This is a genomic window from Phenylobacterium sp. (assembly GCF_041913825.1).
GTDB lineage: Bacteria > Pseudomonadota > Alphaproteobacteria > Caulobacterales > Caulobacteraceae > Phenylobacterium.
Map to the genome: position 1 here is coordinate 37,206 of NZ_JAYSEO010000021.1, position 26,546 is coordinate 63,751.

Here is a 26,546-nt window from a genome sequence, read left to right on the forward strand (position 1 = left end):
CGCGCGGGTTCCGGCAAGGCCCGGCGTGCGGATTGTGCCGGTTCAGCCGGCCGCGGTGGCGATCAGCCGGGCGTAGAACTGCACCGCCTGCTCCAGGTTCCGGAGCGTGAGGTGCTCGTTCGTGCCGTGGATCATGCCGACGGTGTCCACGCGGAAGGTCATCGGCTGGAAGCGGTAGACGTCCTGCGCCGCCGGCTGGAGGTAGCGGCTGTCGGTGCCGGCGGTGACCAGGCCCGGGCTGACCGGCGCGCCCGTCGTGGCGGCGGCGACCGCGGCGACCGTCTTCCAGGCGTCGGACGTAGTGGAGGAGACCGGCGACGGCTCGTCCGGGGTCTTCGACCAGGCCAGCCGGACCGGCAGGTCGCCCACGGCGGCGCGGGCGCGGGCCATCACCTCGGCCGAGGTGTCGCCGGGGGCGATGCGGTAGTTGATCCAGGCGGTGGCGTCCTGCGGCAGGACGTTCTCCTTCGGGCTGCCCTTCAGCATGGTGGGCGCGACGGTGGTGTGCATCAGGGCCGCGCCGGCAGGCGTGGCGCCGAGCTCCCGGACCAGCAGCGGCTTGAACAGCCAGGGATTGGCCAGCGCCATCCGGGTCGCGAAGGGGGCGTGCGGGGCCGAGGCGGCCAGCATGTCGCCGGCCGGGCCCTGCAGGGTCATGGGGAACGGCCGGTCGACGATGGCGACCACCGCGCGGGCGAGGGCGGCGACGCCGCCGGCGTCCTTCGGCGGGGCCGAGGAATGGCCGCCGGGCGCTGGGGCGGTGACCTTCAGGGTGGCGTAGCCCTTCTCGGCCGTGCCGATCATGGCGAGCTGTCCGCCGGTCAGCGGATGGTCGTCGATCACCGCCAGGCCCTCGTCGAGCACGAATTGGGCGCGCAGGCCCCGGGCCTTCAGCAGGGCGGCGGCGGCGCGGGCGCCTTCGCCGCGCACCTCCTCGTCGTGGCCGGCCACCAGGATCACCGTCCTGCGAGGCCGGAAGCCGCGGGCCGCCAGTGTCTCGGCGCCCTCGAACAGGGTGATCAGCGAGCCCTTATCGTCGATCGCGCCGCGTCCCCAGACGGCGCCGTCGGCGATCGTTCCGGCGAAGGGCGGGTGCTTCCAGGCCCCCTCGGTTCCCGGCGTGACGGGCACCACGTCCTGATGGGCCATCAGCACGACGGGCGCGAGCGCCGGATCGGAGCCTGGCCAGGTGTAGACGAGGGTGCGCCCGGCCACGACCTCGCGGCGCATGGCGGCGTGGGCGGCGGGGTAGCTCGCCTCCAGGAAGGCGTGCAGCCGCGCCCACTCCTGCGGCTGGTCCTCGGCCGGGTCCTGGTGGCTGACGGTGCGGATCTGCACCGCCTGGGACAGCCGCTGGGCCGCACGGGCCACGTCCACCGGCACGGGGGCCGCGACGCGGACCCCGGATGAGTCGGCGACGCCCTGCGGCCGGTAGGTGAGGGTGCGGACCACCACCACCACGGTCAGCGCCACGACCAGCGCCAGCACGGCGAGCGCGATCTTGCCCACGAGACGCATCCTGGAGGTCCCCCGAAAGTCCGCCGCGACCTTAAGCGCTGCCACGGGGAAGGAAAGCCGCTGAACCGGAGCCGTCCGCGGCCGTTCGTGCCCCGTGCGCCTCACCCCGCCCAAGCTCAAGCCAGTCTCGCCCGAGGCCCTGGCGCTCGCCGGGCTCTGGGCGGCGCTCGTGGACTTCGCCGTCGCAGGCCTGCTGCTGGCCGGCCTGGTCAACGCCTGGGCCCCGCCGCAGGACCTGCCGTGGAAGCCGTTCCGCCTGGATCGACCGGTGGGCCTGGCCACCGCGGTCCAGTTCGCCCGAGCGGCCGCGGACCCTCGGCTCTGCCGGCTGGCGCTGTCGGAAGGCCGGGTCACCTTCGTCGAGGAGCCGGACCGCGACCTCGGGGAGTGCGCCACCGAAAACACCGTTCGGGTCCGCGACGGGACGGCGGCGCCGCTGGCGCCTGCCGCGCCGGTGGTGACCTGCCCGATGGCGCTTTCCTACGCCATGTGGACCCGCAACGTGGTGCAGCCGGCGGCGCGCGAGACGCTGGGGACGCCGATCTCGCGGATCGACCACTACGGGACCTATGCCTGCCGCAACGTCTATGGCCGCGCCGACGGCCGCCGCAGCGAGCACGCCTTCGCCAACGCCATCGACGTCGCGGGCTTCCGGACGGCCGACGGGCGGCGGATCACCGTGCTGCGCGACTTTCGGCGCGACGACGCCCGGGGCGAGTTCCTACGGCGGGTGCGGGACGGCGCCTGCCCCTGGTTCCGGGCCGTGCTCAGCCCGGACTACAACGCCGCCCACCGCGACCACCTGCACCTGGACTTCGGCCGCTTCGACCTGTGCCGCTAGCGGGTTGACCTCGCCGCGCGGCCCGGCGCAAATGGCCGCCAATCAAACAACTGTTTCAGAGCGAGGAGCGACCATGAGCGAGGTGATGGACCGTACGGCCGTGGGCGTCGGCGGGCTCTTCGACCTGACGGGTAAGGTGGCGGTGATCACCGGCTCGTCGCGGGGCATCGGCCGCGCCATCGCCGAGCGCATGGCCGAGCAGGGCGCGAAGGTGGTGATCTCCTCGCGCAAGGCGGGGCCCTGCGAGGAGGTGGCCGGCCTGATCAACGAGAAGCGCCCGGGCCACGCCATCGCGGTGCCCGCCAACATCTCGTCGAAGGAAGACCTGCAGCGGCTGGTGGACGAGACCCGCGCCGCCTTCGGCAAGATCGACATCCTGGTCTGCAACGCCGCGTCGAACCCGTACTACGGCAGCCAGCTCGACATCTCGGACGACGCTTTCCGCAAGATCCTCGACAACAACATCATCGCCAACAACTGGCTGATCCAGATGGTCACGCCGGAGATGCGCGAGCGGAAGGACGGGGCGATCATCATCGTCTCGTCGATCGGCGGCCTGCGCGGTTCGACGGTGATCGGCGCCTACTGCATCTCCAAGGCGGCGGACATGCAGCTCGCCCGCAACCTCGCCCAGGAGCTCGGGCCCGACAACATCCGGGTGAACTGCATTGCGCCGGGCCTGGTGAAGACCGACTTCGCCAAGGCGCTGTGGGACACGCCGGAAGGCGAGAAGAGGGCCAGCTCCGGGACCCCGCTGCGCCGCCTCGGCGAGCCCGACGACCTCGCCGGCGCGGCCATCTACCTGGCCTCCCGGGCCGGCGCCTGGACGACCGGTCAGACCCTCGTCGTGGACGGCGGCTCGACCTGCTGAGCCGCCTTGCGTGACAGGTCGCGGGCGCGGGCCAACCGCTCGACGCCCGCGTCCAGCGTCTCGTCGCGCTTCGAGAAGCACAGCCGCAGGATGGTCGTGACCGGCGCCTCCTCGTAGAGGGCGGAGACCGGGATCGAGGCCACGCCCGCCTTGGTGACCGCCCGCAGCGCGAAGGCGCGGTCGGGCTCTTCGACGCCGGAGGCGGGCAGGTCGAGGTTCAGGAAGTAGGTCCCCTGGCTCGGCAGCACGGCGAAGCCCTCCCGCCGCAGGCCGTCGGTGAGCCGGTCGCGCGAGCGCTGCAGCGCCACCGGCATCTCGCGGAACCAGGCCTCCGAGTTCAACAGCCCCCACGCCACCGCGGCCTGGAGGTTGGGCGGAGTGGTGAAGGTCAGGAACTGGTGCGCGCGGGCGAGGCTGTGGACCAGTGCGGGCGCCGCGCACAGGAAGCCCACCTTCCAGCCGGTCAGGCCGAACATCTTGCCGGCCGAGCCGATCTTCACGCACCGCTCGCGCATGCCCGGGAAGCCCATCAGCGGCCGGTGGACGGCGCCCTCGAACACCACCTGCTCCCAGACCTCGTCACATATGGCCACCGTGTCGTGGCGGACGCAGAACTCGGCGAGGAGCGAGAGATCCGCCTCCGGCAGGACGACCCCGGCCGGGTTCACCGGATTGTTGAGCACGACGAAGCGGGTGCGGTCGGTGAACGCCGCCTCGAGGATCGGCCGGTCGAAGCGCCAGTGCGGCGGCTGCAGGCGCACGAGCTTGGGGATCCCGCCGGCCCGCCGGATCAGCGGCACATAGGCGTCGTAGAGCGGCTGGAAGACGATCACCTCGTCGCCCGGCTCGATCAGCGCGAGGAAGGACGCCGCAAGGGCCTCGGTCGCGCCCGAGGTGATCACCACCTCGGTCAGGGCGTCGAGGTCGAGGCCCTGGGCGCGGGCGTAGTGGGCCGCCACGGCCTCGCGGAGTTCGGGCACGCCGGCCATGGGCGGATACTGGTTGTAGCCGTTCAGCACCGCGTCGGCGGCCTTCTCCCGGATCGCCAGGGGCCCGGGGTCGTCCGGAAAGCCCTGGCCGAGGTTGATGGCCTGCAGCCGCCGCGCGAGCCCCGACATCTCCTCGAAGATGGTGGTGGGCAGGTTGGAGAAGATCGCGTCGGCCATGTGCTATCTTTGCGGCTGTCCCGCTTCGCTGAACACCACGCCCGGAGGGCTTCGTCCATGGAGATCGTCGCGTTCCGTCCCGAGCACGCGCAGGCCTTCCGCCTCCTGAACGAGGCCTGGATCTCGAAACACTTCACCCTCGAGCCGAAGGACCGCGAGGTGCTGGAGGACCCGCAGGGCAAGATCCTCGACAAGGGCGGCCGGATCTTCATGGCGATGGACGCCGGGCGGCCGGTGGGCTGCGTGGCGATGATCCGGATGGCGGACGGCGGCTACGAGGTCGCCAAGATGACCGTCGACGAGACCCTTCGCGGCTCCGGTCTCGGCCGCCGGCTGATGCAGCGCTGCATCGACGAGGGACGGGCGCTCGGCGCGCCGCGGCTCTACCTGGAGACCAATTCCAGCCTCGCCCCGGCCCTGGCCCTCTATCGCGCCATGGGCTTCCGGGAGCTCGCCGGCTGCGACACCGACTACGCCCGCTGCGACGTCTGGATGGAACGGCCGCTCTGACGGCGGAACTCTGTTGCGAATGACTCGCAACTGCAATAGCGTCCGAGTCCAGCGACGGAGCGGACGATGGACGACCTGGAAGCGGACCTCACCTCGGGCGAGCGGCTTCTTCTCTGCGGGCTGAGGCTGCTGGCGGCTGAGGCCGGGCGGCACACCCTGCAATCCAACTTCGAGGCGGCCTGCGGCTGCGCCGGCCCCCAGGCCTTCCGCGCGCTCCAGGTGTTCGTCCAGCAGCTCGGGCTGCACAGCCGGCGGCGGATCGTGGTCGCGCCCCCGGCGGCTGCCCCGCCCACCGGCGACGAGGCCCTGGTGCTGGAGGTGTTCGGCTGCGCCCAGGTGGACGACTACGCCGGCATGGACGTGCGGCTGGCGAGGCTGATCGGCTGCGACCCGCCGGCCTCGCTGGGCGGCGCGGCCTGCGTGGTGGCGGAGAGCTTCGGCCTGGGCGGGCTGATGCTGCGGGCGCGCGGCAACGCCGCTCAGCGTCCGGCGCCGCTCAGGACGGTGGCCGGCCTCGCCTGAGCGGCGGGCCTAGCGCTGGGTGGCGAGGACCACGCCCAGCAGCACCGCCGCCCAGTGTGTCGCGGCGGCGGCGACCACATGGCCGTGCCAGATGGCGCGTGCGAACTTGAGGCGCTTGTTCACGTAGAAGATCACGCCGGTGGAGTAGAGGACGCCGCCGGTGGCCAGCAGGGCCAGCGCGTACCAGGCGAGGTTGTCGATCATCGGGCCCAGGGCCACGACGACGAGCCAGCCGAGCGCCAGGTAGACCCCGACCCAGAACTTCCGGTCCAGGCCCTTGAGGAACAGCTTCCCGAGCGCGCCGAAGGTGGCGATCGACCACACCGCCGCCGTCATGCCCCAGCCCCAGGCGCCGGGCAGGCCCAGGGTGAAGGGCGTGTAGGACCCCGCGATCATCAGGAAGATGCCGGCGTGATCGAGCCGGCGCAGCAGCGGCCGGCGGCGGGCCGGGGCGAAGTTGTAGGCGGTGGAGAAGGCCAGCATGGCGGTGACGCCCGCCGCATAGATGGAGCAGCCGACGATGGTGCTGATCCGCCCGGCCCCGACCGCCAGGGCCAGCAGCACGATCCCGCCCACCAGCGAGAGGGTCAGGCCCACCACATGCACCACCAGGTCCGCGCACTTCGCGGCCGGAGTGGGATAGTGGCGGGGCGGCTTGGCGGGGGAGAGCGTCGTCATGGCTGACTCCATATCTCCCCCGAGTGTCATGCTGATGGCGCCGGCGTCTAGTCCTCGCGGGCGCGCTTCTTGCGGAAGCTGGGGTTCAGCACTTCCTTGCGCAGGCGGATCGACTTCGGCGTCACTTCCACCAGTTCGTCCTCCTCGATGTAGGCGATGGCCTGTTCGAGGGTCAGGCGGCGCGGCGGAGTGAGGCGCACGGCCTCGTCCTTGCCGGACGCGCGGACGTTGGTGAGCTGCTTGCCCTTGATCGGATTGACGTCGAGGTCGTCGGCGCGGCTGTTCTCGCCGATGATCATGCCCTGGTAGGTCTTCTCGCCGGCCCCGACGAACATGACGCCGCGCTCCTCGAGGTTCCACAGGGCGTAGGCCGCCGTCTCGCCGTCGGAGTTCGACACCAGCACGCCCTTCGGACGGCCCTCGATCGAGCCCTTGTGCGGTTCGTAGTGGCTGAACACCCGGTTCAGCACGCCCGAGCCGCGGGTGTCGGTGAGGAATTCGCCCTGGTAGCCGATCAGCGAGCGCGACGGGCAGGCCAGTTGGATGCGGGTCTTGCCGGCGCCGGACGGGCCCATGTCCTTCAGCTCGGCCTTCCGGGCCGACAGCTTCTCGATCACCACGCCGGTGAACTCGTCGTCCACGTCGATGACCACGTCCTCGATGGGCTCCAGCCGCTCGCCGTTCTCGCCGGTCTGATAGACCACGCGCGGACGCGAGATGCTGAGCTCGAAACCTTCGCGGCGCATGTTCTCGATGAGCACGCCGAGCTGCAGTTCGCCACGGCCGGCGACGTCGTAGGCGTCGGAGCCCGGCGTCTCGGTGACGCGGATGGCGACGTTGGCCTCCGCCTCCTTCAGCAGGCGGTCGCGGATGACGCGCGACTGCACCTTGTCGCCTTCGCGGCCGGCCAGCGGGCTGTCGTTGACGCCGACGGTCATGGAGATGGTCGGCGGGTCGATCGGCTGGGCGTCGAGCGGCTCGGACACCTCCAGCGCGCAGAGGGTGTCGGCCACGGTGGCCTTGGACAGGCCGGCGATGGCGACGATGTCGCCCGCCTCGGCGCCCTCGTCCACCGGCTGGCGCTTCAGGCCGCGGAAGGCCAGCACCTTGGTGATCCGGCCCTGCTCGATCTGCTTGCCGGTCCGGTCCAGCGCCTTGATCGCCATGCCGGGAACGGCCTTGCCGCCCTCGATGCGGCCGGTGAGCAGGCGGCCCAGGAAGGGATCGCTTTCGATCAGCACGTTCAGCATCCGGAACGGCTTGTCCTTGTTGGCCTCCACGGCCGGCGGCGGCACGTGGTCGACGATCATGTCGAACAGCGGGGCGAGCGTGTCGGACGGCTGGTTCAGGTCCAGGGTCGCCCAGCCGTTCCGCCCCGAAGCGTAGATGTGCGGGAAGTTGAGCTGCTCGTCGGTGGCGCCGATGGCCGAGAACAGGTCGATCGTCTCCAGGTGGACCCGGTCCGGGTCGGCGTGGGCGCGGTCGACCTTGTTGATGCAGAGGATGGGGCGCAGGCCCATCTTCAGCGCCTTGGTCAGCACGAACTTGGTCTGCGGCATGACGCCTTCCTCGGCGTCGACCAGCAGCACGCAGCCGTCCACCATGCCGAGGATCCGCTCCACCTCGCCGCCGAAGTCGGCGTGGCCGGGGGTGTCGATGATGTTGATGCGGGTCTCGCCGGCCTTCCCGTGCCAGAGCACCGAGGTGCACTTGGCGAGGATGGTGATCCCGCGCTCGCGCTCCTGATCGTTGGAGTCCATGGCGCGCTCCACCGTCGCCTCGTTGGCGCGGAACACGCCGGACTGGGCGAGAAGCTGGTCGACGAGCGTGGTCTTGCCGTGGTCGACGTGGGCGATGATGGCGATGTTGCGGAGCGACATGAGGGGGAGGCGGTCTTCGTCTTTTGAAAGAAGGCGGGCTTGTAGGCGAGGCGGAGGCTTCCCGCCAGCCACAGTTCTATGGCGCGACCGCGAGCCCCAGGGGGCGAACGCCCATGGTCAAGCTATTTTGCGGTGCAAAAGGGACATGGGGCCTGCGCCGTGGAATTGCAAGCTATTGTGCAGGCTAAGGAAATTTCTTGTAACGCAACGTGATAGCGCAACCATGGCCGCTCTGGCTTGCCATTTTGTGCGCTGCACTCTATATCCCCACCTGTGAGGCGTCGCTGACGCCTCTGCCCTTCCTGGGCGTTTCCTCCCTAATGAACTGGCCGCGCCGTTTGGCGCGGCTTTTTTTTTGGCCAGTGCTTCGGAGCGGCGGTTCAGGCGGCGCGGAGCGCGCTCCAGTCGGCGTCGGCCAGCGCGCGGGTCAGCGTCTCAAGGTGCGCCTTGAGGGCCTCGAAGCCGGCCGTGGGGGCGAGGCTCGCCTCGTCGAGGTAGAGGCCGCGGTTGATCTCGATCTGCAGGGCGTGGACCCGCCGGGCCGGCCGCCCGTAGTGCTCGGTGGTGTAGCCCCCGGCGTAGGGGGTGTTGCGAGCCACCCGGTAGCCCATGGCCTCGAGCTCGCGCTCCACCCGGGCCGGAAGCAGGCCGGCGCAGGCGGCGCCGAACCGGTCGCCCAGCACCATGTCGCTCGGCCGCTCCCGTCCGCCGGCCTTGGCGGCGGCCGCGGGCATGGAGTGCCAGTCCACCAGGATGGCGAAGCCGTGGGCCGCCTGGGCCTCGGCGATCAGCCCCGCCAGCGCCACGTGGTAGGGGCGGTGGGCGCCCTCGATGCGGCTGCGGGCCTCGGCGAAGGTGAGCTTGCGGTTGTAGATCTCCTGGCCTTCCGAGACGACGCGGGCGATGGCGCCCAGGCCGGCGGCGACGCGCGCCGTCCGGGCGCGGGCGAACTCCGGCAGCTCGTCGGCGAACATGTTCGGGTCGAGCTCGAAGGCCTCGCGGTTCAGGTCGATGTAGGCGCGGGCGAAGCGGGCGGTGATCAGCGCCGCGCCGAGATCGGGGGCCGCGCCGATCAGGTCGTCGACGAAGGCGTCCTCGGAGCGGCGGATCGACAGCGCGTCCAGCGCCGCGGCGGCCATCATGTCGTCCGGATAGAGCCGCCCCGAATGGGGCGAGGCGAACACCAGCGGGGTCGGCGGCCGTCCCGCGGGTCCCGCCCGCCGGACGTCGAAGGCCGCATGGCGCACGTGCGCGGGCTCTGCGGCGATCGGCTCCCAGGCGTTCATCACCGCATAGAACGCTCAGGGGCGGCGTTAGGTCAAAGGGTTCATCGCGAGTTTACGCTTGGGCCGGTATGGTTTCTTCTTTCCGTTCCGACACCTGCCCAGCCGCACGAGCCATGCCCCGCATCCTGCTTGCCGAAGACGACGATTCCCTGCGCGGCTTCCTGGCCCGCGCCCTCGAGCGCGCCGGCTACGACGTGGTGTCGTGCGCCGACGGCGACGAGGCGGCGGCGGTCCTGGATCAGGACTGGGACCTGTTGCTCACCGACATCGTGATGCCCGGCCTGGACGGCATCGAGGTGGCCCGCCAGGCCGCCGCCCGTCACCCGGGCCTCAGGATCATGTTCATCACCGGCTTCGCCGCGGTGGCGCTTGCGGCCGGCGAGCAGGCCCCTCCGGGCGCCAAGGTGCTGTCCAAGCCCATCCACCTGCGCGAGATCGTCTCCGAGGTGGAGCGGATGATGGCCGCGGCTTAAGCCGGCTTGCGCCGGGCAAGGCGCCCCGTTATATCCCCGCCTTCCCGACGCCCCGCCCCCGGCGGAGCCATGGATACGGACGCGTAGCTCAGCGGGAGAGCACTACGTTGACATCGTAGGGGTCGCTGGTTCAATCCCAGCCGCGTCCACCATCCCCTCCCGACAATCTGACCTGTCGCACCCGCCGCCTGGCTGGCGGTGTGGCGAATCTCACGCCTGCAGCGTGGCGGCGCCCACGGCGGGACCTCGCTCGCGGCGCGATCCTCCGGCGCGATATGGCCAGGTCCTGCTCGGGCCGATGGCTCTCCGCAGGGGGATCCGATGACGCTGGAAGGCATGCAGATCGCCGTCGCCGTGGCGGCCACCGGCTGCGGCGTCGCCAGCTTCGCGCTCTATGCGCTGGCTTGCGTCCGTACGCTCACGTCTCAGCCGCAGGTCAAGACCGCCGCCGCGGCGGCCCAGCGGGCGCAGTTCACCACCCCGGCCGACGTGGCCGAGCTGATCAAGGCGCTGGGGGCCCTCACCGACAGCCTTGCGAAGGCCGGGCCGGCGCTCTGGTCGCTGATCGGCTCGGTGCTGTTCCTCCTGGTGGCTGCGATCTCCGTCGGCGTGCTGCAGAGCCCGCCGGCCCAGAAGACGGCCGAGCGTCCGTCGCCCGCAGCCGCGGCGCCCGCGGCGCCGAAGGACCCGCGGCTCGGCCTCCGGCCCCCCGGGGGATCCTGATCGTCATTCGCGCGCGGGCCCGCCGCCGCGCCCGGGCCCCGCGAGCGCTCAGCCGGCGCGACGATGGGAAGGGATTGAAGATGCCAGACGACAACCTGTTCGACCGGTCCCGCCTGAGGGAGGAACCGGACCCGTTCCGGCCGCGGGAGATCAGCCAGGAGGAGGCGCTGCAGCTTCGCTCCGAGGTCCACAGGCTTCCCGGCGGATTCCGCTGCGACACGGAGAGGGCCGGCCATCCGACGCCCGACAACAAGTCGCCGCTGGAGCTGGTGCTGGACGCGACCGAGGGCTTCATCCCGCTCTGGGATCAGGACGTGGTCCTCCGCTGGCAGTTCGCGAAGGGGACGCTGGACAAGTTCCAGAACCCGACCGCGGCGGGCGCGGCGATCGAGGAGCTCCTCGCCGAGGCGATCCTGGCCTGGGGCGACGCGGCGCCGGTCAAGTTCAGCAAGAACGCCAACATCTGGGACTTCGAGATCGTGGTGCGCGGCTCCGACGACTGCGACGGGGGCGGCTGCGTGCTGGCCAGCGCCTTCTTCCCCGACGCCGGGCGGCATCAGTTGGAGATCTATCCGATGATGTTCGAGCAGCCACGGCGGGAGCAGGTGGAGACCTTGATCCACGAGATCGGGCACATCTTCGGGCTGCGGCACTTCTTCGCGCTCATCTCGGAGACGGCGTGGGCGGCCGAGGTGTTCGGCGAACACAACCCGTTCACGATCATGAACTATGGCGATGAGAGCGTATTCACCGACACGGACCGGGCCGACCTGAAGCGGCTCTACACCGAGGCCTGGTCGGGGGCGCTCACCCACATCAACGGCACGCCGATCCGCCTGGTGCGGCCGTATCACGAGACGCCGGCGCGCGGCGGCGCGGTGGCGATCGCGGCGGCCAGGACCTGACCGCCGCGGCAGGGCGGGCGGCGACGTCCGCCCTGCCGCGTTCCTCATGAGACAGCCGAGCCGCGCTCCCCGGCCTCAGGCCGCGGGAGCCGTCAGCGTGGCGCGAAGCCGGGGCCGGCTGGCGAGCTTCCCGGCGAGGCCCGGCGACAGCGGCGGGGCCGCGCGGATGCCGGCCAGCGCCTCAGGGCGCTCGCGCAGGGTGGCGTAGGCGCGGTCGCGGGCGCCCTGCTGGTAGCGAAGCCACAGGATCTCGCCGGCGAAGTGCCGCAGGTCCTCGTCGATCTCGGCCCGCGCCGCCTCGTCCATCTGCTCGGCCTGCTGGCGCAGGATCTGCAGGGTGGACCCGGCCCGCGCCGCGGGGGGGTGCTCGAACTTCAGGGCCGCGGCGGGCAGAGGGGCTGCGAGGGTGCGCTCGGCGTTCAGCACGCCTGCGCCGAGATCCCGCGCGCCGTTCCACACGGCCGGCGGGGCGATGTCGTGCACGACCGCCCGCAGGAACAGCTCCTGGACCGTGAGGTTCGCCTGCGCGGCCCGCTGGCGGAGGGCCTCGCCGCCGCCGTGGCGGGCGACCCAGAGGGCCGCGACGCCGGCGGTGAGGGACGTGGCCACCGTGGTCCCCTGGGAGGGTTTCACCGCCGTGACGCTGGGCCAGGCGTCCCCCTCCGGCCCCCGGACCGTCGCGCCCCAGACGTCCTCGCCGGGGGCGCTGAGCGTCACCGCGCCGCCACGGGCGGTGAACCGCCAGGGCGTCAGGTCGTAGGTGAGCGCCGCCACCGCGACGCTGAGCCGGTCGCGGGAATAGGCGGCGGGGAAGGTGACGAACGGCCAGCAGTTGCCCGCGGCGCAGACGACCACGCAGCCGGCGTGGACCGCGTCGCGCATCGCCTGTTCGACGGAGGCCACCCGGCTGATCCCGCCGACGCACATGACCAGGACCTCGCAGCCGGCGGCGGTGGCGTGGGCGATCGCCGCCGGCAGGCGCGACTGGCGCAGGTCGACCACCGAGCGGAAGGCCCGGATGGGGGTGACCTTCGCCTCCGGCGCCACGCCGGTGACGACGCCGGGCGCGAGGGTGTCGAACCGCGTGGTCAGCCCGCCCCGGCTGGCGATCAGGCTGGCCACCAGCGTCCCATGTCCCGGGTTCGGCCAAAAGACATCGGTGGAAAGCCGGTCGCGCGCGTCGCCGTCGTGCTCCACGTAGTTGGCCTGGGCGGCGAGGTCGTAGACGTCCGCCAGCTCCCGGTGGTCGGTATAGCCGGTGTCGATCTGGCCGATCCGCACCCCGGCCCCCTTGCTGGCGCGCCAGGCTTCGCGGGTGGCGATGGGGCTGTGGGCCCACCCCTTGACGTAGGACCAGTTGTCGCCGGAATCGCAGAAGCCGCTGAGGGCGAGCGGCAGGTCCGGCGCCAGCGCCTGCGCGTCGACCGCCGCGACGCCGCCGTAGAGCGAATCGCGGTGGACGAGGTTGGCCTCCTCGGCGCCGAGCGCCTCCCGCAGAGCGCGCGCGAACTCGAAACCCTCGGGCTCCGCGCCTTCGAGGCGCTTCGCGGGATAGGCCGCGAACAGGAACCGGTCGGCCTCTCCTCCGAACGCCGTGCGGATCTGCACGGCGTCGCCGGGCGTGGCCTCGGCCGCCGCGCGCTGCAGGGCCTCCGCCGGAACGGGTTCGCCGAAGACCAGCTCGATCTCGAGCTGGTCGTCGCGCGCGCCGGCCTGCGGGTCGTCGGGCAGCCGGCGGAGGAGCTCGCTGAGGTCCGTCATCGCACCCTCGGGCTGAATGCTGCGAACAGGCGCCGGGGGTGGCCGGCGCCCGAGCCGGGCCGCGAGGCGGGGCTCGTCCGCACGCTGCCCGTCGTCCCGCAGCCTGACTGTGTGGGCGCCCACCTGTCGAGCGTGACGTTTCTCACCGTCCCGGCGCGGGGCAGCGCACAGTCGCCCGCCAGCGCCGCCGGCATGCTTTCCCCGATCCGGCCGTGGATGGCCGGGACGAAGAGGAGGGGGCCATGCCTCGCAACCAGATCCGTCTCACCTCATCGCCGTCGGCCGCGCGTCGCGTCGTGGCCACGGCCTCGGCGCTCGCGATCGCGCTCGGCGCCGTTGCGCCGGCGTTCGCCCAGGACGCCGGCGAGCAGGCGGCCGTTGAGCGGACGAAGGCGCAGACCGAACAGACCAAGGCGGAGACCGACCGGATCAAGGCCGAGACCGACAAGGCCAAGGCGCAGATGGACGCCCTCGGTCTCTCCCCCGCCAAGGGGGAGACAACGCTCGGCGAAGGCGCGGGCAAGATGGAGGCCTACATGCTCTCGGGCGCGGCGATGAACACCGCGGCCCGGATGATTGCGGCTCAGGCCACCGGGCCGACGATCGTCGTCGGCGGCGAAGAGGCCGTGGACCTCAGCCTGCCCGAGACCCTCCACACCCAGATGGAGGCCGTCACCGAGGAAGCCAGGACGCTGGTGGCGATGGCGTGCGCTAAGGGGCCCGCGCCCAACAGGGACAATCGGCTGAAGATGCTCACCCCGGGGACCATGGCGGCGATCGGGGCTGTGGTGAGCGCGCTGAAGGTCGACACCGAGATCCGCGGCATCGAGATCGATACGGCGTCGGATCGGGCGTTCGTCAACGCCGTTGCGAGCTACATGCAGGACGCAGTCGTGCTTTCCGAAGCCGTGCTGCCGGCGAATTTCAGAGGATCGACCGTCAGTAAGGACTGGCGCGAGCTGCGCAGCGCCCGCGACGAGGTCACCGCGTGCCACGCCAGGCTCGTCCAGGCCGACAAGAAGGACGCCGCGGCCAAGGTGGCCACGAGCGTGGGCCAGATCGACGCCTTCATGACCGCCCTGACCAAGGCCGAGGCCGGCGGCAGCCCGTTCGTCCGGGCGGCGATCCTCGAGCAAGCCGTCAAGCCCGGGGTGCGGGTGCTTCGGGTGGCGTCGGAGTACACCGGCGGCAGTCTCGTGCAGCGGACGAACCTCTGGACCATGTTCGGGGCCACCGGCGTGAGCCTGACCGGCGGCCTGGTGGCGAGCTACCGGCTGGTCGATCCGACCACCGGCCGCGTCGCGCGATCGGGCCTGCTGATCTGCCGCACCGCGCACACCAACCTCACCAAGGTGCAGAACGGCGATGTCGGGGCGGGAAGCTGCACCCAGGCGCTGAGGACCGGGGCAGAGTGAGGCGCGGGAGGCCGGCTACCAGCCGGCCTCGTCGCCGATGGGGGTGCGGAGCTTGGCCTGCACCTCCTTCTCCAGTTGCTCGAGGTTGAGAAAGGTCAGCCGCCGGCGGCCGCTCCGCAGCACGTTGCGCTCCTCGAGCGCGCTGAGCTCGCGGGTGACGGCTTCCCGATGGGTGGCGATCCGGCTGGCGAGTTCGGCATGGGTCGGCGAGGGATCGATCTCTCCGCCGTGCTTGCGCGCCAGGCGCAGGAGCTCGCAGTGCAGCCGGGTCTGCACGTTCAGCGCGCTGAGCTCGAACACCCGGTCGGTGAGGTTGCGGACCTGGGCCACCAGCCGCCGCAGGAGCCAGTCGGCGGCGGCCGGCGAGGTCTCGATCAGCTCACGGAAGACCCTCTGGCTGAACGCCATCAGGCGGGCGTCGGTGACCGCCACCGCGCTCGCCGAGCGCACCACGCCGTCCAGCGCCGCAAGCTCGCCGATGAGCTGGCCCGGCGCGAGCTCGCGGAGCGACACCTCCCGGCCGTCGGCGCCGTAGAGCAGGACCCGCACCCGGCCGTCGTGGATGATCAGCACGTCCGTGGAGGCCTCGCCCCGCGAGAACAGGGCCTGACCCTTGCGGACGCGGATGAGCCGCGCATGCGTCATGAGCTGGCGCCGCGCCTCCGGCTCCAGAACCTCCAGCAGTGGCGGTTGGCCGCTGTTCGTCATCCGGTCGCTCCCCCGCCCAGATTAGGAGCAGCCGGCGCGACTTCGCGCAACTGGAAGGCGAGGCCTGCCCGCCTTCGCGTATTGGCGGAAGCCGGCATTGTGGCTAGCCTTCGGCCTGGGGGTCGGCATGAGCGAGCAGACACCGGCCGAGCGCAGCATCGTCACGGTCGTGGCCGCGGACGTGGTCGGCTCGACGAAGCATATCGTCGGGCAGGACCCCGACGACGCGCAGGCGTTCCTCGACCGCTGCTTCGAGGACTTCCGCGCCGCGGTGGAGGCGTTCGGCGGACGGCTGGTCAGCTACGAGGGCGACGGCGGCATCGCGATCTTCGGCTGGCCCGAGCCGCTGGAAGATCACGCCGACCGCGGTTGCGCCGCCGCCTGGCGACTGCAGCACCCGACCCAGCAGGTCTTCGGGCCGACCGGCCAGCCGGTGCGGTTGCGGCTCGGCGTGCACTCCGGCCTCGTCGGCGTCCGTTACCTCCAGGAGCGCGGCCGCTCCGGCTGGAATGCGGTGGGCGGGGTGGTGAACATGGCCGCCAAGCTGCAGCAGCGGGCGCCTGTCGGCGAGGTGCTGGTGAGCGCCGAGACGGTGGAGCTCTGCCGTGCGGCGCTCCGCTTGGCTCCGGCGGACGACCCGAGCCTCGGGCTGCGCGCCTACCGCTTGGAAGCGGCCCCGGATCTCGCCTCGCGGAAGCTCGCGCCGCGCTACGCCACGCCCCTGGTGGGCCGGGCGGGCGAGCTGCAGTGGCTGCGCGACCAGGTCCTGGCCGCGGACGCGGGGGCGCGGGTGGTCGCCCTGATCGGCGAGGCCGGGATCGGCAAGAGCCGCCTCGCCCACGCCGTCGGCGCGGAGGCCGCCAACGCCGGCTGGGCGACCCTCACCGTCTACGGCGACGCCCAGACCCGGGCGGCGGCGGCGGCCGCGGAGCCGCAGCCAACCAGATGCAGGTGGCGCGGGCCTTCCTGCGCGTCCTGCTGGGCGCGCCGCGCAGCCGGCCGCTGCTGGCCATCGTCGAGGACCTGCACCTGGTCGACCCGGAGAGCCTGGGCGTGCTGCGCCTGCTGGCGCCCGAGGAGGCGGAGCCCGCCCTGTCGATCGTCGGCACCGGCCGGCCGGAGGCCCTGGATGACGCCCGCGACCTGGGCGGCGCGGTGCTCGAGCTGCCGCCCCTGGCGCCGTCCGACATGCGGGCGCTTGCGCAGCGGATCTGCCCCGCCGGCACGCCCGATGAGGTGCTCGAGCGCGTGGTGGCGCGGGCCGACGGCGTCGCCTTCGTGCTCGAGGAGCTGGCGCGCTCGGTCGCCGCCAGCGCCGCTGGGGTGGACCTTCCGCCCAGCGTGGAGTCGGCCATCCACGCCAGGCTGGGCCAGCTCTCGCGACCGGCGAAGGAGGTGGCCGAGGCGCTGTCGCTGCTTGGCGAGCAGGTGGAGCTCGACCTTCTCCGGGACGTGGCGGGGGTCGAGGCCCATCGGCTGGCGCGATTGCTTTCGGAGCTGGAGCGCTTCGCCTTCGTGCGCACCCACGGCCGGCGGCGCACGGGTTTCCGCCACCACATCCTGGCGGAGGCCTGCGCCAACACCATCCCGCGGCAGCGGCGGGCGGCGCTGCACCGCGCGGCCCTCGCGGCGCTGGAGGCGCGGCCAAGGGACCTGCCGGGGCGGCGGCTGCGGCTGGCGACCCATGCGGAGGGGGCCGGCGACGACGCCCGGGCGCTGAGCTACCTCTGGGAGGCCGCCGCCCAGGCGAGAGGCACGTCCGCCGCGGCCTCGCTCAACCTGATCTTCGACCGGGCGGTCGCCCTCATCGATCGGCTCGGCGCGGCGGCGGCCAAGACCTACGTGGACTTCGTCCTGATGGCCTTCCCGTCCATGCTGCTGCTGGGCGAGTTCGCCAAGATGCGGACGCACCTTCCCAAGGTGATGGCGCTCGCGCGCGCCCAGCAGCGGCCGGACAAGGTGTCGAACAGCCTCTCGCAGCTCGGCATGCTGTGCTGGTTCGAGGGGCGCTACGAGGAGGGCCGCGCCGCCACCGAGGAAGGCCGGCGGATCGCGCGGGAGCTCGACCTCCCGGCGCTGGTCTATTCCAACCAGCTCATGCTGGCGAACGTGCTGCACGGGATGGGCCGGCTGGACGAAGCCCTGGCGGAGCTCGCCGGACTGCAGGCCCTGCTCGGCGGAGAGCTGGCGGCGACGCGCTGGGGCGCCCCAGCCATTCCACTCTCGACGACGCTCTCCTTCGTCGGCTGGATCAAGGCCGACACCGAGGACCTGGAGGGCGCGCTCGACCACGCCCGCCGCGGCCTGGAAATCGCCCGCGGCCAACGGGATCCCTACGCCGAGATCATGGCCCGCAACGCGCTGGGCCGCGCCTTCCTGCAAATGGGCCGCCATGAGGAGGCGGTGCGCTGCCTGCAGGTCGCCTGGGACCTGGCGGAGACCCATGGCTACGACGCCACCAAGGCCAACCTCGCCGGCCACATGGCCAGCGCGCTCGCCAGGCTGGGCCGGGCGGAGGAAGGCGCCGCCCTGGCGGAGGGCTGCCTCGCCCGCCGGCTGCATCTCAGGACCGGCCGGATGGAGAACGTCCTGCTGCTGGCCGGCTACGCCGAGGCCGTGGCGCGGGGCGGCGATGTGGCGCGCGGCCTGGCCCTGCTGGACGAGGCGCTGGCGATCGCGTCGGCGATCGACAATCCGGCCCTGCTGGCGAACGGGCTCGAGTTGCGAGCCAGGCTCCGCGCAGGACGCGATCCGAACGATCCCCGCGCCGCCGCCGACCGCGCGGCCGCGGCCGGCCAACGCCGGCGCATCGTCGGCGCTAAGGCGACCCTGGCCGACCTCGCGTGAAGTGGGCGCGCAACCCGATGGTGAGCGCGCCGCCGATCTTCCGCGGCCCGCCCCCGCGGCCGGCAACGGGCCGCAGGTCCTTCAGCGACGCCGCGGCCAGCAGGCTGGCCTGAAGGATCGGCATGGCGATGAACGCCCCCCAACACCGGCGACCGCTGCCCGGCGCGCCGAACATCAGGTAGGCGTCGGGATCGCGCGTGAGCGAGAAATGCGTGGGATCGCGGAAGACGCTCGGGTCGAGGTTCGCCGCACCCAACAGGGCGGCGACACGGTCCCCGGCGGAGGTTTCCGCCCCGCTCGGCAGCGTCGTGCTCGTCTCGCATTTCCGCTGGAGGATCGGCAGCACCGGATTGAGCCGGTCGCATTCGTAGACGACCTGGCGGGCCAGCTCCGCCGAGAGCCTGGCCTCCTTCCTCGGGTCCTGCAGGTGGTTCAGCGGCAGGCCGTGCTCGAGCAGGAAATGCATCACCGAGCCGAACGCGGAGGGCGTCGCCGCAATCGTGTTGGCGGTCACCTCCGCGAGGACCACGGCGGCCTCGCGCAGGTAGCTCTCCCGGTCCGGATAGCACCCGTCGGAGACGAAGGCGTCGGCATTGGCGACGAAGGCGTCGAGCAGGGTGAACGGCGCGCCGGGCCCTTTGGCGGCGCTCTCCGCCAGCAGCTCGTCGATGTGGGCCAGCATCTCGGCCCCCGCCTTTCGGCTGAGCGGCCAGACCTCCTGGGCGGCCGGCAGGTTGGCGATGGTGTCGGCCAGCATGATCGCCGACCAGGTCTGCAGGGAGCGGAGTCCGGGGTCCGCCGGCGCGGCCGACGCCAGGGCCTTCAGCCAGTCGGCCGGCAGTTCGGACAGATGCTGGCGCCCGAACGGCAACGCCGCCGCCAGCTCGGTGAGCCAGTCCGGCCCACGCACGCCGTAGACGCCCTGGACGACCCCGTAGGCGGCGGCGACGGCCAGGTCGTCCACGAGGTCGATCCGTCCGGAGGGGCGGCATCGGCGCAGGCTGGTGGCGAGCCGGCGGTCGCACTCCGTGCGGATGTCGCTGTCCACCGGCCGTCGCGTGCCGAGCTCGCGCCACGCGGCCGCGAGGATGGCCGTGAGCCGGTCGCGGCTCTTCGCTGTCGGACCCGCGGCGTCGGTGCTGATGACGAAATCGTAGCCGCGCGTGATGCGCTGGGCGCTGCGGTGGTAGGGCTCCACCGAAAACTCGAGCCCGTCCCCAGACGGCTTGTTGGAGAGCACCCGCACCACGTCGGCGTAGCGGCCGACAAAGGCGAGCCGCCCGCTCTCGCCGCCGTCGTGGTCGGCCTCCACCTTCGGCAGCGCGACCGTGATCGCGGGCTGGGTGCGCAGGATCCGCGCGCCATAGGCCTGGAGCCGCGCCGGGTCGAAGAGGCCCTGCGTGGTGGCGCCGCCGAAGCTGTACCCGCCGTGCGGCGTCGTCTCGGGCTTGAAGGTGTCTCCGGCAGCGATGGCCTTCAGCGCGCCGATGCCGGGAGCGAAGAAGTACTCGCCGCCCCGAGTGGTCACGAAACCGGGCAGGCCGGTCACAGGGGCAAGGCCGCCGGCGCGCACGAAGCTGTCGAGCGGTCCCCCGGAGTGCGCCCCCACCAGCGGACAGCGGCCGAGCCCGGCCTGTCCAAGGAACTCGCCGCCGTTCAGCCAGTCGGCCTGAACGACCTCGAACTGCAGGTCGATGCGGGCGTTCATGGCGACGAACAGCAGGCCGCGGGGTTCTCCGTCGCCCAGGGATCCGGCGGGCAGCAGCGGGCCGCCGTACGAGATCGAGCGCCGCAGAAGGCGGTGGCGGCGCACCTCGTCCCGCCCGCCCGTGTCGCGCGGATTCGCGCGGCGGATGTGGGCGCCCAGGGGGCACTTGCGGCCCTCCGGATCGTCCCCGGCGAACAGGAAGTCGTTGAGCCGGTCCTCGGCGCCGTCGCCGATCGGCCGGTCCAGGTCGGGCGACAGGACCAGGGGCGTCCCGGACGGCCAGCGGCCGACGATCTCCGCTCCGAGCCGACCGGCCGCCTCGGCGTCCCCGCCGGCGGTGCGGGCAAGGAAGCTGCGGAAGCCCGCCACGTCCTGTTCGAGCTTGCGGAACACGACGTAGGTCCCGTGCGCCCGCAGGGCTGCGTTGTCGGGCATGCGCGCCGTCTGGCCGTCCTCGTCCGGCTGGTCGAGGTAGAGCTCGCCCGGGGCGACGGGGGTCCAGGTTCGGTCGCGGCTCGGCGTGCCGGCGCCTGGGCCAGCGTCGCCCAGCCCCACGTCGGCGAAAGGCTGGCTCAGCCCGTCCCGGAAACCGAAGTGCTCGAGGCGCGGGCGCCGGGGCTTCGTCTCGCCGTTCTCGTCGACGTCGTAGGGCTCCTGACCCAGTTCGAGATGCAGGATCTCCAGCCCGAAAGGGCGGAACAAGGCGCCGATGTGCGCGCGGAGGTCCTGGCCGTCCTGCGACTCCGGCGCATTGAAGGCGGCGACCTGACGGCGGAGCTCACGCCACAGGACCTCCGGAACGCGGCGCTGCGGGCCGCCCACCAGGAAGCCGCCGGTGAAATAGCCGTGCAGCCGCGGCAGGCCGAACGCGCCCTCCCATCCGGCCGGCGCGCTCGCGCCCACGTCCCACAGCCGGTCGGCGCGGTGAGCCATCCCTTCCCGGAAGGGCTCCGGGAAGGACGCGAGCGTGCCGTCGTCCACGCCGAGCTTGGCAAGGCCGGTCCAGGTGAAGGCGATGTTCAGGGGAACGGGATCCCATCCGGGGGCGGCCGCGGCCGCCTTCGCCTCGCTGCGGAGCGACGACGCCGGGGTGCGATCCGACAGCTCGACGAAGGCCGGCGCGCACTGGCGCTGGATCTCATACTGCACGACGGCGACGAGCCCCTTGGCGAGCGCCTCCGTGGCGGGGTCCGTCAGCGGCTCGCTGGCCATGGACTGCCAGTGGGCGGGGTCTGAGAAGAGCCGCGCGTGCTCGCCCAGCAGCCCCGTCAGCGCCCCTGCGGCCGCCACGGCGTCGGGCGACAGCGCCCCCGCCGACGCCCCCTCCGCGAACGCCTGCGGGCCAAGCGGCTGGAGCGCCGGCCCGAGCGCCTGGGCGTCGGCCATCACGCCCCCGTGGTCGCCGCTGACCAGCGCCGTAAGCCAGTTCCGGAACTGCTGGGAAGCGGGCCCGGGGGCCAGTCCGACGTTGAACAGGCTGGGATTCTGCAGATCGGTGATCAGCTCGAGCGCCTTCTCCGGGCTCTGGGTCTCGGCGAAGGAGACCAGCCGACCCAGGCTGGCGTCCATCTCCGCCTGCGGCATGATCCGGAAGAAGAAGAACAGGGTCCAGTCGCGGGTCTGGCCGTCCTCGAAACGGGACGCGCGCACGAGATTCGCCTGAATGTCCCCGGCCGCGAGGGCCCGTTGCGGCGTGTCCTGGCTCATGCCCCCGCCTCCGCTTGCGCCCCGTGGAACAGGCCGCTGGGGAAGGGGAAGCCCTCGCCGTGCTGCAGGTTCTCCTTCAGGAACTCGTCGAACAGGGCGTCCAGAGCGCCCGGCGGGAGCGTCGCCGGGCCGCGGACCCGGGCGACCAGCAGGTCGAAGCTGCGTCGGAAGGCGGCCAGTTGCTTGATGCGGACGACGCTGAGATCGGGGCAGGCGGCGTAGAAGAGCTGGGTGCGGATCTGGAACCGGCGGATCCACAGCCAGAACGCCTCGAAGTCGGACGTGCCGGGATAGTCCTCGCAGTTCTCGAAGATGGCGTCGAAGCGCTCGGCGAGCTGGACGCCGATGTCGCGGAAGTAGGCCCGCAGGTCGCCATCGAACTCGACGGTGGTGAGCAGGAAGGACCGGAGCTGGAGGTCCGGCGGGTCCTTGCTCGCCATGTTCGGATCGACCTCCACGTACTCGTCGATCGGCTTGGTGACGCTGAAGCCGGGTCCCAGCGCGGTGGTCTCCGCGGCCGCTTCGTACTGGACGCCGGGGATGGCGGAGCCCAGCAGGTAGTGTTCCGGCCGGAGAAGCATGATGCGCCCGAAGTGGATGCTCGGGACGAGGTTCAGCTCGTTGGGCAGGCCCTGCTCCACCCGGCTGGCGAAGTTGCCGATCACCGCCATCGCGCGCTCCTCGTAGGTGCGCCGCTCGCCCGCGACGCAGCCGAGCCGGATCGGCGCCAGCACCGCGACCTCGGTGGTCTTCCCCGCCGTCTTGGACGGCGACCAGTCGAAGAGCTTCCGCTCCATGTTCTCCCCCCTCCGCCGCAGCCATGCGGCGCCGCGACAGCAGCCTAGGCCGTCTTTGCCGGCTGTCAGCCCGCCATCAGGAGAGAATGGAGCCGGCGGCGCCCGCCGCCCGTGGCGCGGGCCACCGGCGGGAGGTGAGAATCCCCACGTCTCCGACCGGCGCCGCTAGCCGCCGACCTCGCGGGTCATCTCGATCATGGTGGGGCGGAAGCCGGCGGCGGCGAAGAGGCGCTGGGCGTCGTGGTTCTTCTCGGCGGTGGAGAGCACCAGCCTGGGCGCGCCCATTGCGACCAGGGCCTCCACGGCGGCCTCCAGCAGGCGGCGGCCGATCCCCTGGCGGCGGGTCGCGGGATCCACCACCAGGTCCTGGAGCACGCCGGCCGGTCCCCGCAGCGCCATCCAGTCGCTGCCTTCCAGGCTGGCGTAGGCGTAGCCGACCACCTGCCCCTCGACCTCCGCCACCAGCACCACCGCGCCGTCGCGGGCCAGCTCGCCCCGGAGGAACCCCCCATAGCCGCGCTCGGTCTGCGGGCCGGGGGCGATGAAACGATCCGGATCGAAGCCGTGGTGGACCGCCACGAGCAGGGCGCCCAGTCGGCCGAGGGCGGGGACGTCGTCAGGACGGGCGCGGCGGACGGTGGGCATGGCGGCGGCGGTCCTCTTCTTCCTGGTGGTGCAAGCGCGCCACATAGGCGTGCGCTCCCATAGTCGTGTTCGCCGATCATCAGAATCGGTATGGCGCGGGCGCGACGGTTGCGCCGTTATGGCGGGTACTCGAGCAGTCCCGCGACCCTCCCGGGCGAAGAGGACGCCGAGGGGGAGGATAAGCATGACCAAGAGCAGAGTGTTCTGCAGCGTCTCGGCTGTCGCGGCGCTGACGGCCTTGGCCGCCGGCCCGGCGCTCGCCCAGTCCGGGGCCCAGCCGGCGCCGGCCGAGGTGGGCGAGGTGGTGGTGACCGGCTCGTTCATCCGCGGCACGCCGGAGGACGCCGCCCTGCCGGTGGACGTCATCGGGGCCGACGAACTGGAGAAACAGGGCTCGCCGACCGCCGTCGAGTTGATCAAGAACCTGCCGGCCTCCAACGGGGTGCTCGGCGACACGAACCAGTTCGACGCCCGCGCCCAGGGGGCCGAGGGCTCGGCGACGGTGAACCTGCGGGGCCTGGGCGCCTCGCGCACCCTGGTGCTGTTCAACGGCCGCCGGGTGGTGAGCGCGCCCATCGGCGCAGTCGCCCCGGACATCAACCTGCTGCCCCAGGCCGCCATCGGGCGCATCGAGGTGCTGAAGGAGGGCGCCGCCGCCACCTACGGCTCGGACGCCATCGGCGGGGTGGTCAACTTCATCACCCGGCGCAACTTCGAGGGTCTCGAGGTCAACGGCACCTACCGCTACATCGACGGCTCGGACGGCGACTGGAACGGCCACGTGCTGTGGGGCAAGGACCTCGGGCCCGTGAGCGTCATGCTGTCCGGCAGCTACCAGCACCGCTCCGAGCTCTCGGTGCGGGAACGCGACTTCACCCAGACCGACTACTTCACCAGCCCCGAGACCGGCTGGTCCACCGGCAATGCCGTCTCCACCTTCATCCCGCTGACCAACCTGCCGAACGGCGCCTTCGCGCCGGTCAGCCCGGCGGGGACGCCGACGGCCACCCCGAGCCTCGTGCGCGACGTGGGCTGCGTGCCGCTCGGCGGGGTGCAGACCTTCAGCGGCGCGACCCCCGTCTGCGCCTGGAATTACACGCCCTACGACAACCTCGTGGAGAAGGAGAACCGCTTCCAGCTCTACGGCGAGCTCAACTGGGACATCGCCGAGGGCCACCGGTTCCACCTGGAAGGCCTCTACTCCGAGACCGACACGCCGGAGTGGGCGACCTCGCCCTCGTACCTGGCGCTGCAGGCGCCCACGGCGGCCACCAGCCCGGCGGCGGCCAACCCGGCCTTCGCGGCGGGCTACTTCGTGCCGGCCACCAATCCCGGCTTCCAGCTCTACCGCCAGCAGAACCCCGGCCAGATCCCGGCCAACACGACGGGCGCCTACTTCCCGGGCGTGCTCTATCGGCCGCTCAGCTTCGGCGGCAACCCGCTGTTCGGGGACCAGTCCTCGCGCGGCAGCCGCAAGTTCGAGGCGTGGCGGCTCTCGGCCAGCCTGGCGGGCGAGTTCGGCAACGGCATCGGCTACGACGTGGCCGCCACCTACATGACCGACAACCTCAAGCGGATCGGCTACGACGCGCTGGTCAGCCGTCTGCAACTGGCGCTGCGCGGCCTGGGGGGCGAGGGCTGCAGCCCGACCACGGGGACGCCGGGCGCCGGCCCCTGCCGCTGGTTCAACCCGTTCTCCAACGGCATCCAGGCCAACGCGCTGACAGGCCAGACCAATCCGAACTTCAACGCCGCGGTGGCCAACGACCCGGAGCTGATCCGCTGGTTCTTCCAGCCCACCGGCTCGGACCTGACCTCCAGCATCTTCGTGGCCGACGCGGTGCTGAACGGCGAACTCGGTTTCGAGCTCGGCGGCGGGGCGATCGGCTGGGCGGCGGGGGTGCAGTACCGCAAGGACTGGTACGAGGCGAAGTACGACGCCCTCACCGACCTCACCGTCACGCCCTGCATCGACACGCCGGTCAACGGCGCGACGAACTGCACGGTGCGCAATGGGCCGTTCCTGTTCCTGGGCGGCGCGACGCCGGCCGACCTGAAGGGCGACGTCTGGGCGGCGTTCACCGAGATCAGCCTGCCGTTCACGGATCGCATACAGGCGCAGCTCGCCGCCCGCTACGAGGACTACGGCGGCGAGGTGGGCTCCACCTTCAATCCGAAGCTCTCGGTGCGCTGGCAGCTCTCGGACCTGTTCGCCGTGCGCGGCACCGTCGGCACCACCTTCCGCGCCCCGCCCCTGACCCAGCTCGACCCCGGCCAGGTGACCTCGCTGCAGTTCCTCGGCGGCGCCTTCCGGGCGGTGGACATCATCGGCAACCCGCAGCTCGAGCCCGAGGAGGCGACCACCTACAGCGTCGGCCTGATCGCCCGCAGCGGCGGCTTCTCGGCGACCGTGGACTACTGGAGCTTCGACTTCGACAATCCGCTGGTCACCGAGCCGGTGGGGGGCATCTTCCAGACCCTGTTCCCCACGGGGACGGGCACCGGCAACTGCGGAAACCCGGCGCTCGCGGCCCTGCAGAGCCGCTTCGTGTTCGGCGCCGGCGGGACCTGCTCGGTGGCGAACCTGTCGCGCATCCGCACCTTCTGGGTGAACGGGCCGGCGGTGAAGACCAACGGCGTCGACATCCTGGCCAACTACCGGGTGGACGACATCTGGGGCGGCTCGGCGGCGGTGGGCGCGACGCTCACCTACACCCTGGAGTACAGCGTCGAAGCGACGACGGTGGAGGGCGTGGTGGTCTCCCCGGCGTTCGAGGGCGTGAATTACCTGAACTACCAGACCCAGATCGTGCCGGTGCCGGACTGGAAGGGCCACGCCTTCGCCGAATACTCCACCGGCCCGCACAACTTCCGGGTCCAGGTGAACCACATCGCCGGCTACGTCGACCAGCGCGCCTCTCCGTTCCCGCCGAACGCCCTGCCCACGGCGACCGGCGCGAGCCAGCTCCGGTCGAACCGGGGCCGCAAGATCGGCGCGTTCACCACGGTGGACTTCACCTACCGCCTGCAGGCGCCGTGGGACACGACCATCGTGCTCGACGTCGACAACGTCTTCGACCAGGACCCGCCGTTCGCACGGCTCGACCTGGGCTACGACCCGTTCACGGCCACGCCGCTCGGCCGGAACTTCAAGCTGAGCGTCACCAAGCGCTTCTGAGCCGGGGCTGAGATGGGACGGGCGTCGCCGAGGCGGCGGCGCCCGTTCGCTTTCCGGCGATGGCGGCATTTCTGCAACAGATCACGCTGATCGGCGATAACCGATCCGACGGTATGCGGCTTTTGCCCGCTCCAGAGGTGTGTGTTTTCGAAATATCGGTACGTTGCTGGAGCAGCCGTCGCTGATCCAGGCGTCGAAGCCCAGGTATGCTTCGCCGGCAGGCTGAGCGAAGAAAGTCGAGCAAGATCAAAGCCGTCGCCGCTTCGACCCAGAATGGGCGCCTGCCAGGCATTGCAATGTTTCGAAGCCGAAAAACCCTCTGGACGGCTGCGGCAATGCTGCCGGATGATCCCCTCCGTTCAGCGGCCTCAAAGTCCCCGCGCCAGACGGGGGCGAGGCCTCCGACG

The 26,546-nt window shown here is 71.9% G+C and carries 20 protein-coding genes, 1 tRNA gene and 1 pseudogene; 12 read left to right on the forward strand and 10 right to left on the reverse strand.

Going from position 1 to position 26,546, the window contains the following annotated elements; all coding sequences use genetic code 11:
* Positions 1 to 42: 42 nt before the first annotated feature.
* Positions 43 to 1,518: a M20 family peptidase gene (locus tag ACE3Q8_RS17090; RefSeq protein ID WP_374471500.1), complete on the reverse strand. Its 1,476-nt coding sequence runs from the start codon at positions 1,516 to 1,518 to the stop codon at positions 43 to 45.
* A gap of 94 nt (positions 1,519 to 1,612) precedes the next feature.
* Here ACE3Q8_RS17090 and ACE3Q8_RS17095 point away from each other — a divergent pair, with 94 nt between their 5' ends.
* On the forward strand, positions 1,613 to 2,359 hold the full coding sequence (locus ACE3Q8_RS17095) for an extensin family protein (RefSeq protein ID WP_374471501.1): 747 nt from the start codon (positions 1,613 to 1,615) through the stop codon (positions 2,357 to 2,359).
* Between the two features lie 85 nt (positions 2,360 to 2,444).
* Positions 2,445 to 3,230 carry an SDR family oxidoreductase gene (locus ACE3Q8_RS17100; protein WP_374471546.1) on the forward strand — a complete coding sequence of 262 codons (786 nt, stop codon included), beginning with the start codon at positions 2,445 to 2,447 and terminating at the stop codon, positions 3,228 to 3,230.
* Here ACE3Q8_RS17100 and ACE3Q8_RS17105 read toward each other — a convergent pair.
* Positions 3,194 to 4,396, reverse strand: coding sequence for an aminotransferase (locus ACE3Q8_RS17105; RefSeq protein ID WP_374471502.1), 1,203 nt, complete (start codon positions 4,394 to 4,396; stop codon positions 3,194 to 3,196). The genes ACE3Q8_RS17100 and ACE3Q8_RS17105 overlap by 37 nt on opposite strands.
* A gap of 57 nt (positions 4,397 to 4,453) precedes the next feature.
* Here ACE3Q8_RS17105 and ACE3Q8_RS17110 point away from each other — a divergent pair, with 57 nt between their 5' ends.
* Entirely contained in the window at positions 4,454 to 4,906 is a 453-nt protein-coding gene (locus ACE3Q8_RS17110) for a GNAT family N-acetyltransferase (protein ID WP_374471503.1), read from the forward strand.
* A gap of 66 nt (positions 4,907 to 4,972) precedes the next feature.
* Entirely contained in the window at positions 4,973 to 5,428 is a 456-nt protein-coding gene (locus ACE3Q8_RS17115; RefSeq protein ID WP_374471504.1) for a hypothetical protein, read from the forward strand.
* A 9-nt stretch (positions 5,429 to 5,437) separates the two neighbouring features.
* Here ACE3Q8_RS17115 and ACE3Q8_RS17120 read toward each other — a convergent pair whose 3' ends face one another.
* The 3 genes from ACE3Q8_RS17120 to ACE3Q8_RS17130 all read right to left on the reverse strand — a co-directional run bounded on the left by ACE3Q8_RS17120 (position 5,438) and on the right by ACE3Q8_RS17130 (position 9,272).
* On the reverse strand, positions 5,438 to 6,106 hold the full coding sequence (locus tag ACE3Q8_RS17120) for a hemolysin III family protein (RefSeq protein WP_374471505.1): 669 nt from the start codon (positions 6,104 to 6,106) through the stop codon (positions 5,438 to 5,440).
* A gap of 47 nt (positions 6,107 to 6,153) precedes the next feature.
* Positions 6,154 to 7,986, reverse strand: coding sequence for a translational GTPase TypA (gene typA, locus ACE3Q8_RS17125; RefSeq protein WP_374471506.1), 1,833 nt, complete (start codon positions 7,984 to 7,986; stop codon positions 6,154 to 6,156).
* 380 nt (positions 7,987 to 8,366) lie between these two features.
* Positions 8,367 to 9,272: an N-formylglutamate amidohydrolase gene (locus ACE3Q8_RS17130; protein WP_374471507.1), complete on the reverse strand. Its 906-nt coding sequence runs from the start codon at positions 9,270 to 9,272 to the stop codon at positions 8,367 to 8,369.
* 113 nt (positions 9,273 to 9,385) lie between these two features.
* Here ACE3Q8_RS17130 and cpdR point away from each other — a divergent pair, with 113 nt between their 5' ends.
* The 4 genes from cpdR to ACE3Q8_RS17150 all read left to right on the forward strand — a co-directional run bounded on the left by cpdR (position 9,386) and on the right by ACE3Q8_RS17150 (position 11,373).
* Complete coding sequence (gene cpdR / locus ACE3Q8_RS17135; RefSeq protein ID WP_374471508.1) at positions 9,386 to 9,745, forward strand: cell cycle two-component system response regulator CpdR; 360 nt, start codon at positions 9,386 to 9,388, stop codon at positions 9,743 to 9,745.
* Between the two features lie 77 nt (positions 9,746 to 9,822).
* A tRNA-Val gene (locus ACE3Q8_RS17140) sits at positions 9,823 to 9,897 on the forward strand.
* A gap of 169 nt (positions 9,898 to 10,066) precedes the next feature.
* Entirely contained in the window at positions 10,067 to 10,468 is a 402-nt protein-coding gene (locus ACE3Q8_RS17145) for a hypothetical protein (RefSeq protein WP_374471509.1), read from the forward strand.
* 80 nt (positions 10,469 to 10,548) lie between these two features.
* Entirely contained in the window at positions 10,549 to 11,373 is an 825-nt protein-coding gene (locus ACE3Q8_RS17150; RefSeq protein WP_374471510.1) for a matrixin family metalloprotease, read from the forward strand.
* A gap of 75 nt (positions 11,374 to 11,448) precedes the next feature.
* Here ACE3Q8_RS17150 and ACE3Q8_RS17155 read toward each other — a convergent pair whose 3' ends face one another.
* A complete protein-coding gene (locus ACE3Q8_RS17155) occupies positions 11,449 to 13,134 on the reverse strand; it encodes a S8 family serine peptidase (RefSeq protein ID WP_374471511.1) in 1,686 nt (561 codons plus the stop codon).
* 242 nt (positions 13,135 to 13,376) lie between these two features.
* Between ACE3Q8_RS17155 and ACE3Q8_RS17160 the strand changes: the two genes are divergently transcribed.
* Positions 13,377 to 14,549, forward strand: a complete 1,173-nt coding sequence (locus ACE3Q8_RS17160) for a hypothetical protein (protein ID WP_374471512.1) — start codon at positions 13,377 to 13,379, stop codon at positions 14,547 to 14,549.
* A 15-nt stretch (positions 14,550 to 14,564) separates the two neighbouring features.
* Here the strand turns inward: ACE3Q8_RS17160 and ACE3Q8_RS17165 are convergent, their stop codons facing one another.
* Entirely contained in the window at positions 14,565 to 15,257 is a 693-nt protein-coding gene (locus tag ACE3Q8_RS17165) for a Crp/Fnr family transcriptional regulator (RefSeq protein WP_374471513.1), read from the reverse strand.
* A gap of 127 nt (positions 15,258 to 15,384) precedes the next feature.
* Here ACE3Q8_RS17165 and ACE3Q8_RS17170 point away from each other — a divergent pair.
* Together ACE3Q8_RS17170 and ACE3Q8_RS17175 are read left to right on the forward strand one after the other, a co-directional pair.
* Positions 15,385 to 15,804 (forward strand): annotated as a pseudogene (locus tag ACE3Q8_RS17170) (adenylate/guanylate cyclase domain-containing protein); the annotation flags it as partial.
* 398 nt (positions 15,805 to 16,202) lie between these two features.
* Positions 16,203 to 18,104 (forward strand): tetratricopeptide repeat protein, encoded by a 1,902-nt coding sequence (locus ACE3Q8_RS17175; RefSeq protein ID WP_374471514.1) that lies wholly within the window; start codon positions 16,203 to 16,205, stop codon positions 18,102 to 18,104.
* On the opposite strand, the gene ACE3Q8_RS17180 is transcribed toward ACE3Q8_RS17175, so the two are convergent.
* From ACE3Q8_RS17180 to ACE3Q8_RS17190, 3 genes are all read right to left on the reverse strand, one after another.
* Positions 18,076 to 21,519: a cytochrome P450 gene (locus ACE3Q8_RS17180; RefSeq protein ID WP_374471515.1), complete on the reverse strand. Its 3,444-nt coding sequence runs from the start codon at positions 21,517 to 21,519 to the stop codon at positions 18,076 to 18,078. The two genes, ACE3Q8_RS17175 and ACE3Q8_RS17180, sit on opposite strands and share 29 nt — an antisense overlap.
* Positions 21,516 to 22,316: a hypothetical protein gene (locus ACE3Q8_RS17185; protein WP_374471516.1), complete on the reverse strand. Its 801-nt coding sequence runs from the start codon at positions 22,314 to 22,316 to the stop codon at positions 21,516 to 21,518. The genes ACE3Q8_RS17180 and ACE3Q8_RS17185 overlap by 4 nt, the downstream gene beginning before the upstream one ends.
* A 165-nt stretch (positions 22,317 to 22,481) precedes the next feature.
* Positions 22,482 to 22,961 (reverse strand): N-acetyltransferase family protein, encoded by a 480-nt coding sequence (locus ACE3Q8_RS17190; RefSeq protein WP_374471517.1) that lies wholly within the window; start codon positions 22,959 to 22,961, stop codon positions 22,482 to 22,484.
* A 184-nt stretch (positions 22,962 to 23,145) separates the two neighbouring features.
* Between ACE3Q8_RS17190 and ACE3Q8_RS17195 the strand changes: the two genes are divergently transcribed.
* Positions 23,146 to 26,139: a TonB-dependent receptor domain-containing protein gene (locus tag ACE3Q8_RS17195; RefSeq protein WP_374471518.1), complete on the forward strand. Its 2,994-nt coding sequence runs from the start codon at positions 23,146 to 23,148 to the stop codon at positions 26,137 to 26,139.
* Positions 26,140 to 26,546 lie beyond the last annotated feature (407 nt).

Coding starts and splice junctions, on each gene's coding strand:
- ACE3Q8_RS17155 (WP_374471511.1), bottom strand. CDS start 13,134: ATGACGGACCTCAGCGAGCTCCTCCGCCGGCTGCCCGACGACCCGCAG.
- ACE3Q8_RS17090 (WP_374471500.1), bottom strand. CDS start 1,518: ATGCGTCTCGTGGGCAAGATCGCGCTCGCCGTGCTGGCGCTGGTCGTG.
- ACE3Q8_RS17100 (WP_374471546.1), top strand. CDS start 2,445: ATGGACCGTACGGCCGTGGGCGTCGGCGGGCTCTTCGACCTGACGGGT.
- typA (WP_374471506.1), bottom strand. CDS start 7,986: ATGTCGCTCCGCAACATCGCCATCATCGCCCACGTCGACCACGGCAAG.
- ACE3Q8_RS17105 (WP_374471502.1), bottom strand. CDS start 4,396: ATGGCCGACGCGATCTTCTCCAACCTGCCCACCACCATCTTCGAGGAG.
- ACE3Q8_RS17130 (WP_374471507.1), bottom strand. CDS start 9,272: ATGAACGCCTGGGAGCCGATCGCCGCAGAGCCCGCGCACGTGCGCCAT.
- ACE3Q8_RS17160 (WP_374471512.1), top strand. CDS start 13,377: ATGCCTCGCAACCAGATCCGTCTCACCTCATCGCCGTCGGCCGCGCGT.
- ACE3Q8_RS17110 (WP_374471503.1), top strand. CDS start 4,454: ATGGAGATCGTCGCGTTCCGTCCCGAGCACGCGCAGGCCTTCCGCCTC.
- ACE3Q8_RS17165 (WP_374471513.1), bottom strand. CDS start 15,257: ATGACGAACAGCGGCCAACCGCCACTGCTGGAGGTTCTGGAGCCGGAG.
- ACE3Q8_RS17150 (WP_374471510.1), top strand. CDS start 10,549: ATGCCAGACGACAACCTGTTCGACCGGTCCCGCCTGAGGGAGGAACCG.
- ACE3Q8_RS17115 (WP_374471504.1), top strand. CDS start 4,973: ATGGACGACCTGGAAGCGGACCTCACCTCGGGCGAGCGGCTTCTTCTC.
- ACE3Q8_RS17175 (WP_374471514.1), top strand. CDS start 16,203: ATGCAGGTGGCGCGGGCCTTCCTGCGCGTCCTGCTGGGCGCGCCGCGC.
- ACE3Q8_RS17180 (WP_374471515.1), bottom strand. CDS start 21,519: ATGAGCCAGGACACGCCGCAACGGGCCCTCGCGGCCGGGGACATTCAG.
- ACE3Q8_RS17195 (WP_374471518.1), top strand. CDS start 23,146: ATGACCAAGAGCAGAGTGTTCTGCAGCGTCTCGGCTGTCGCGGCGCTG.
- ACE3Q8_RS17190 (WP_374471517.1), bottom strand. CDS start 22,961: ATGCCCACCGTCCGCCGCGCCCGTCCTGACGACGTCCCCGCCCTCGGC.
- ACE3Q8_RS17145 (WP_374471509.1), top strand. CDS start 10,067: ATGACGCTGGAAGGCATGCAGATCGCCGTCGCCGTGGCGGCCACCGGC.
- ACE3Q8_RS17185 (WP_374471516.1), bottom strand. CDS start 22,316: ATGGAGCGGAAGCTCTTCGACTGGTCGCCGTCCAAGACGGCGGGGAAG.
- cpdR (WP_374471508.1), top strand. CDS start 9,386: ATGCCCCGCATCCTGCTTGCCGAAGACGACGATTCCCTGCGCGGCTTC.
- ACE3Q8_RS17120 (WP_374471505.1), bottom strand. CDS start 6,106: ATGACGACGCTCTCCCCCGCCAAGCCGCCCCGCCACTATCCCACTCCG.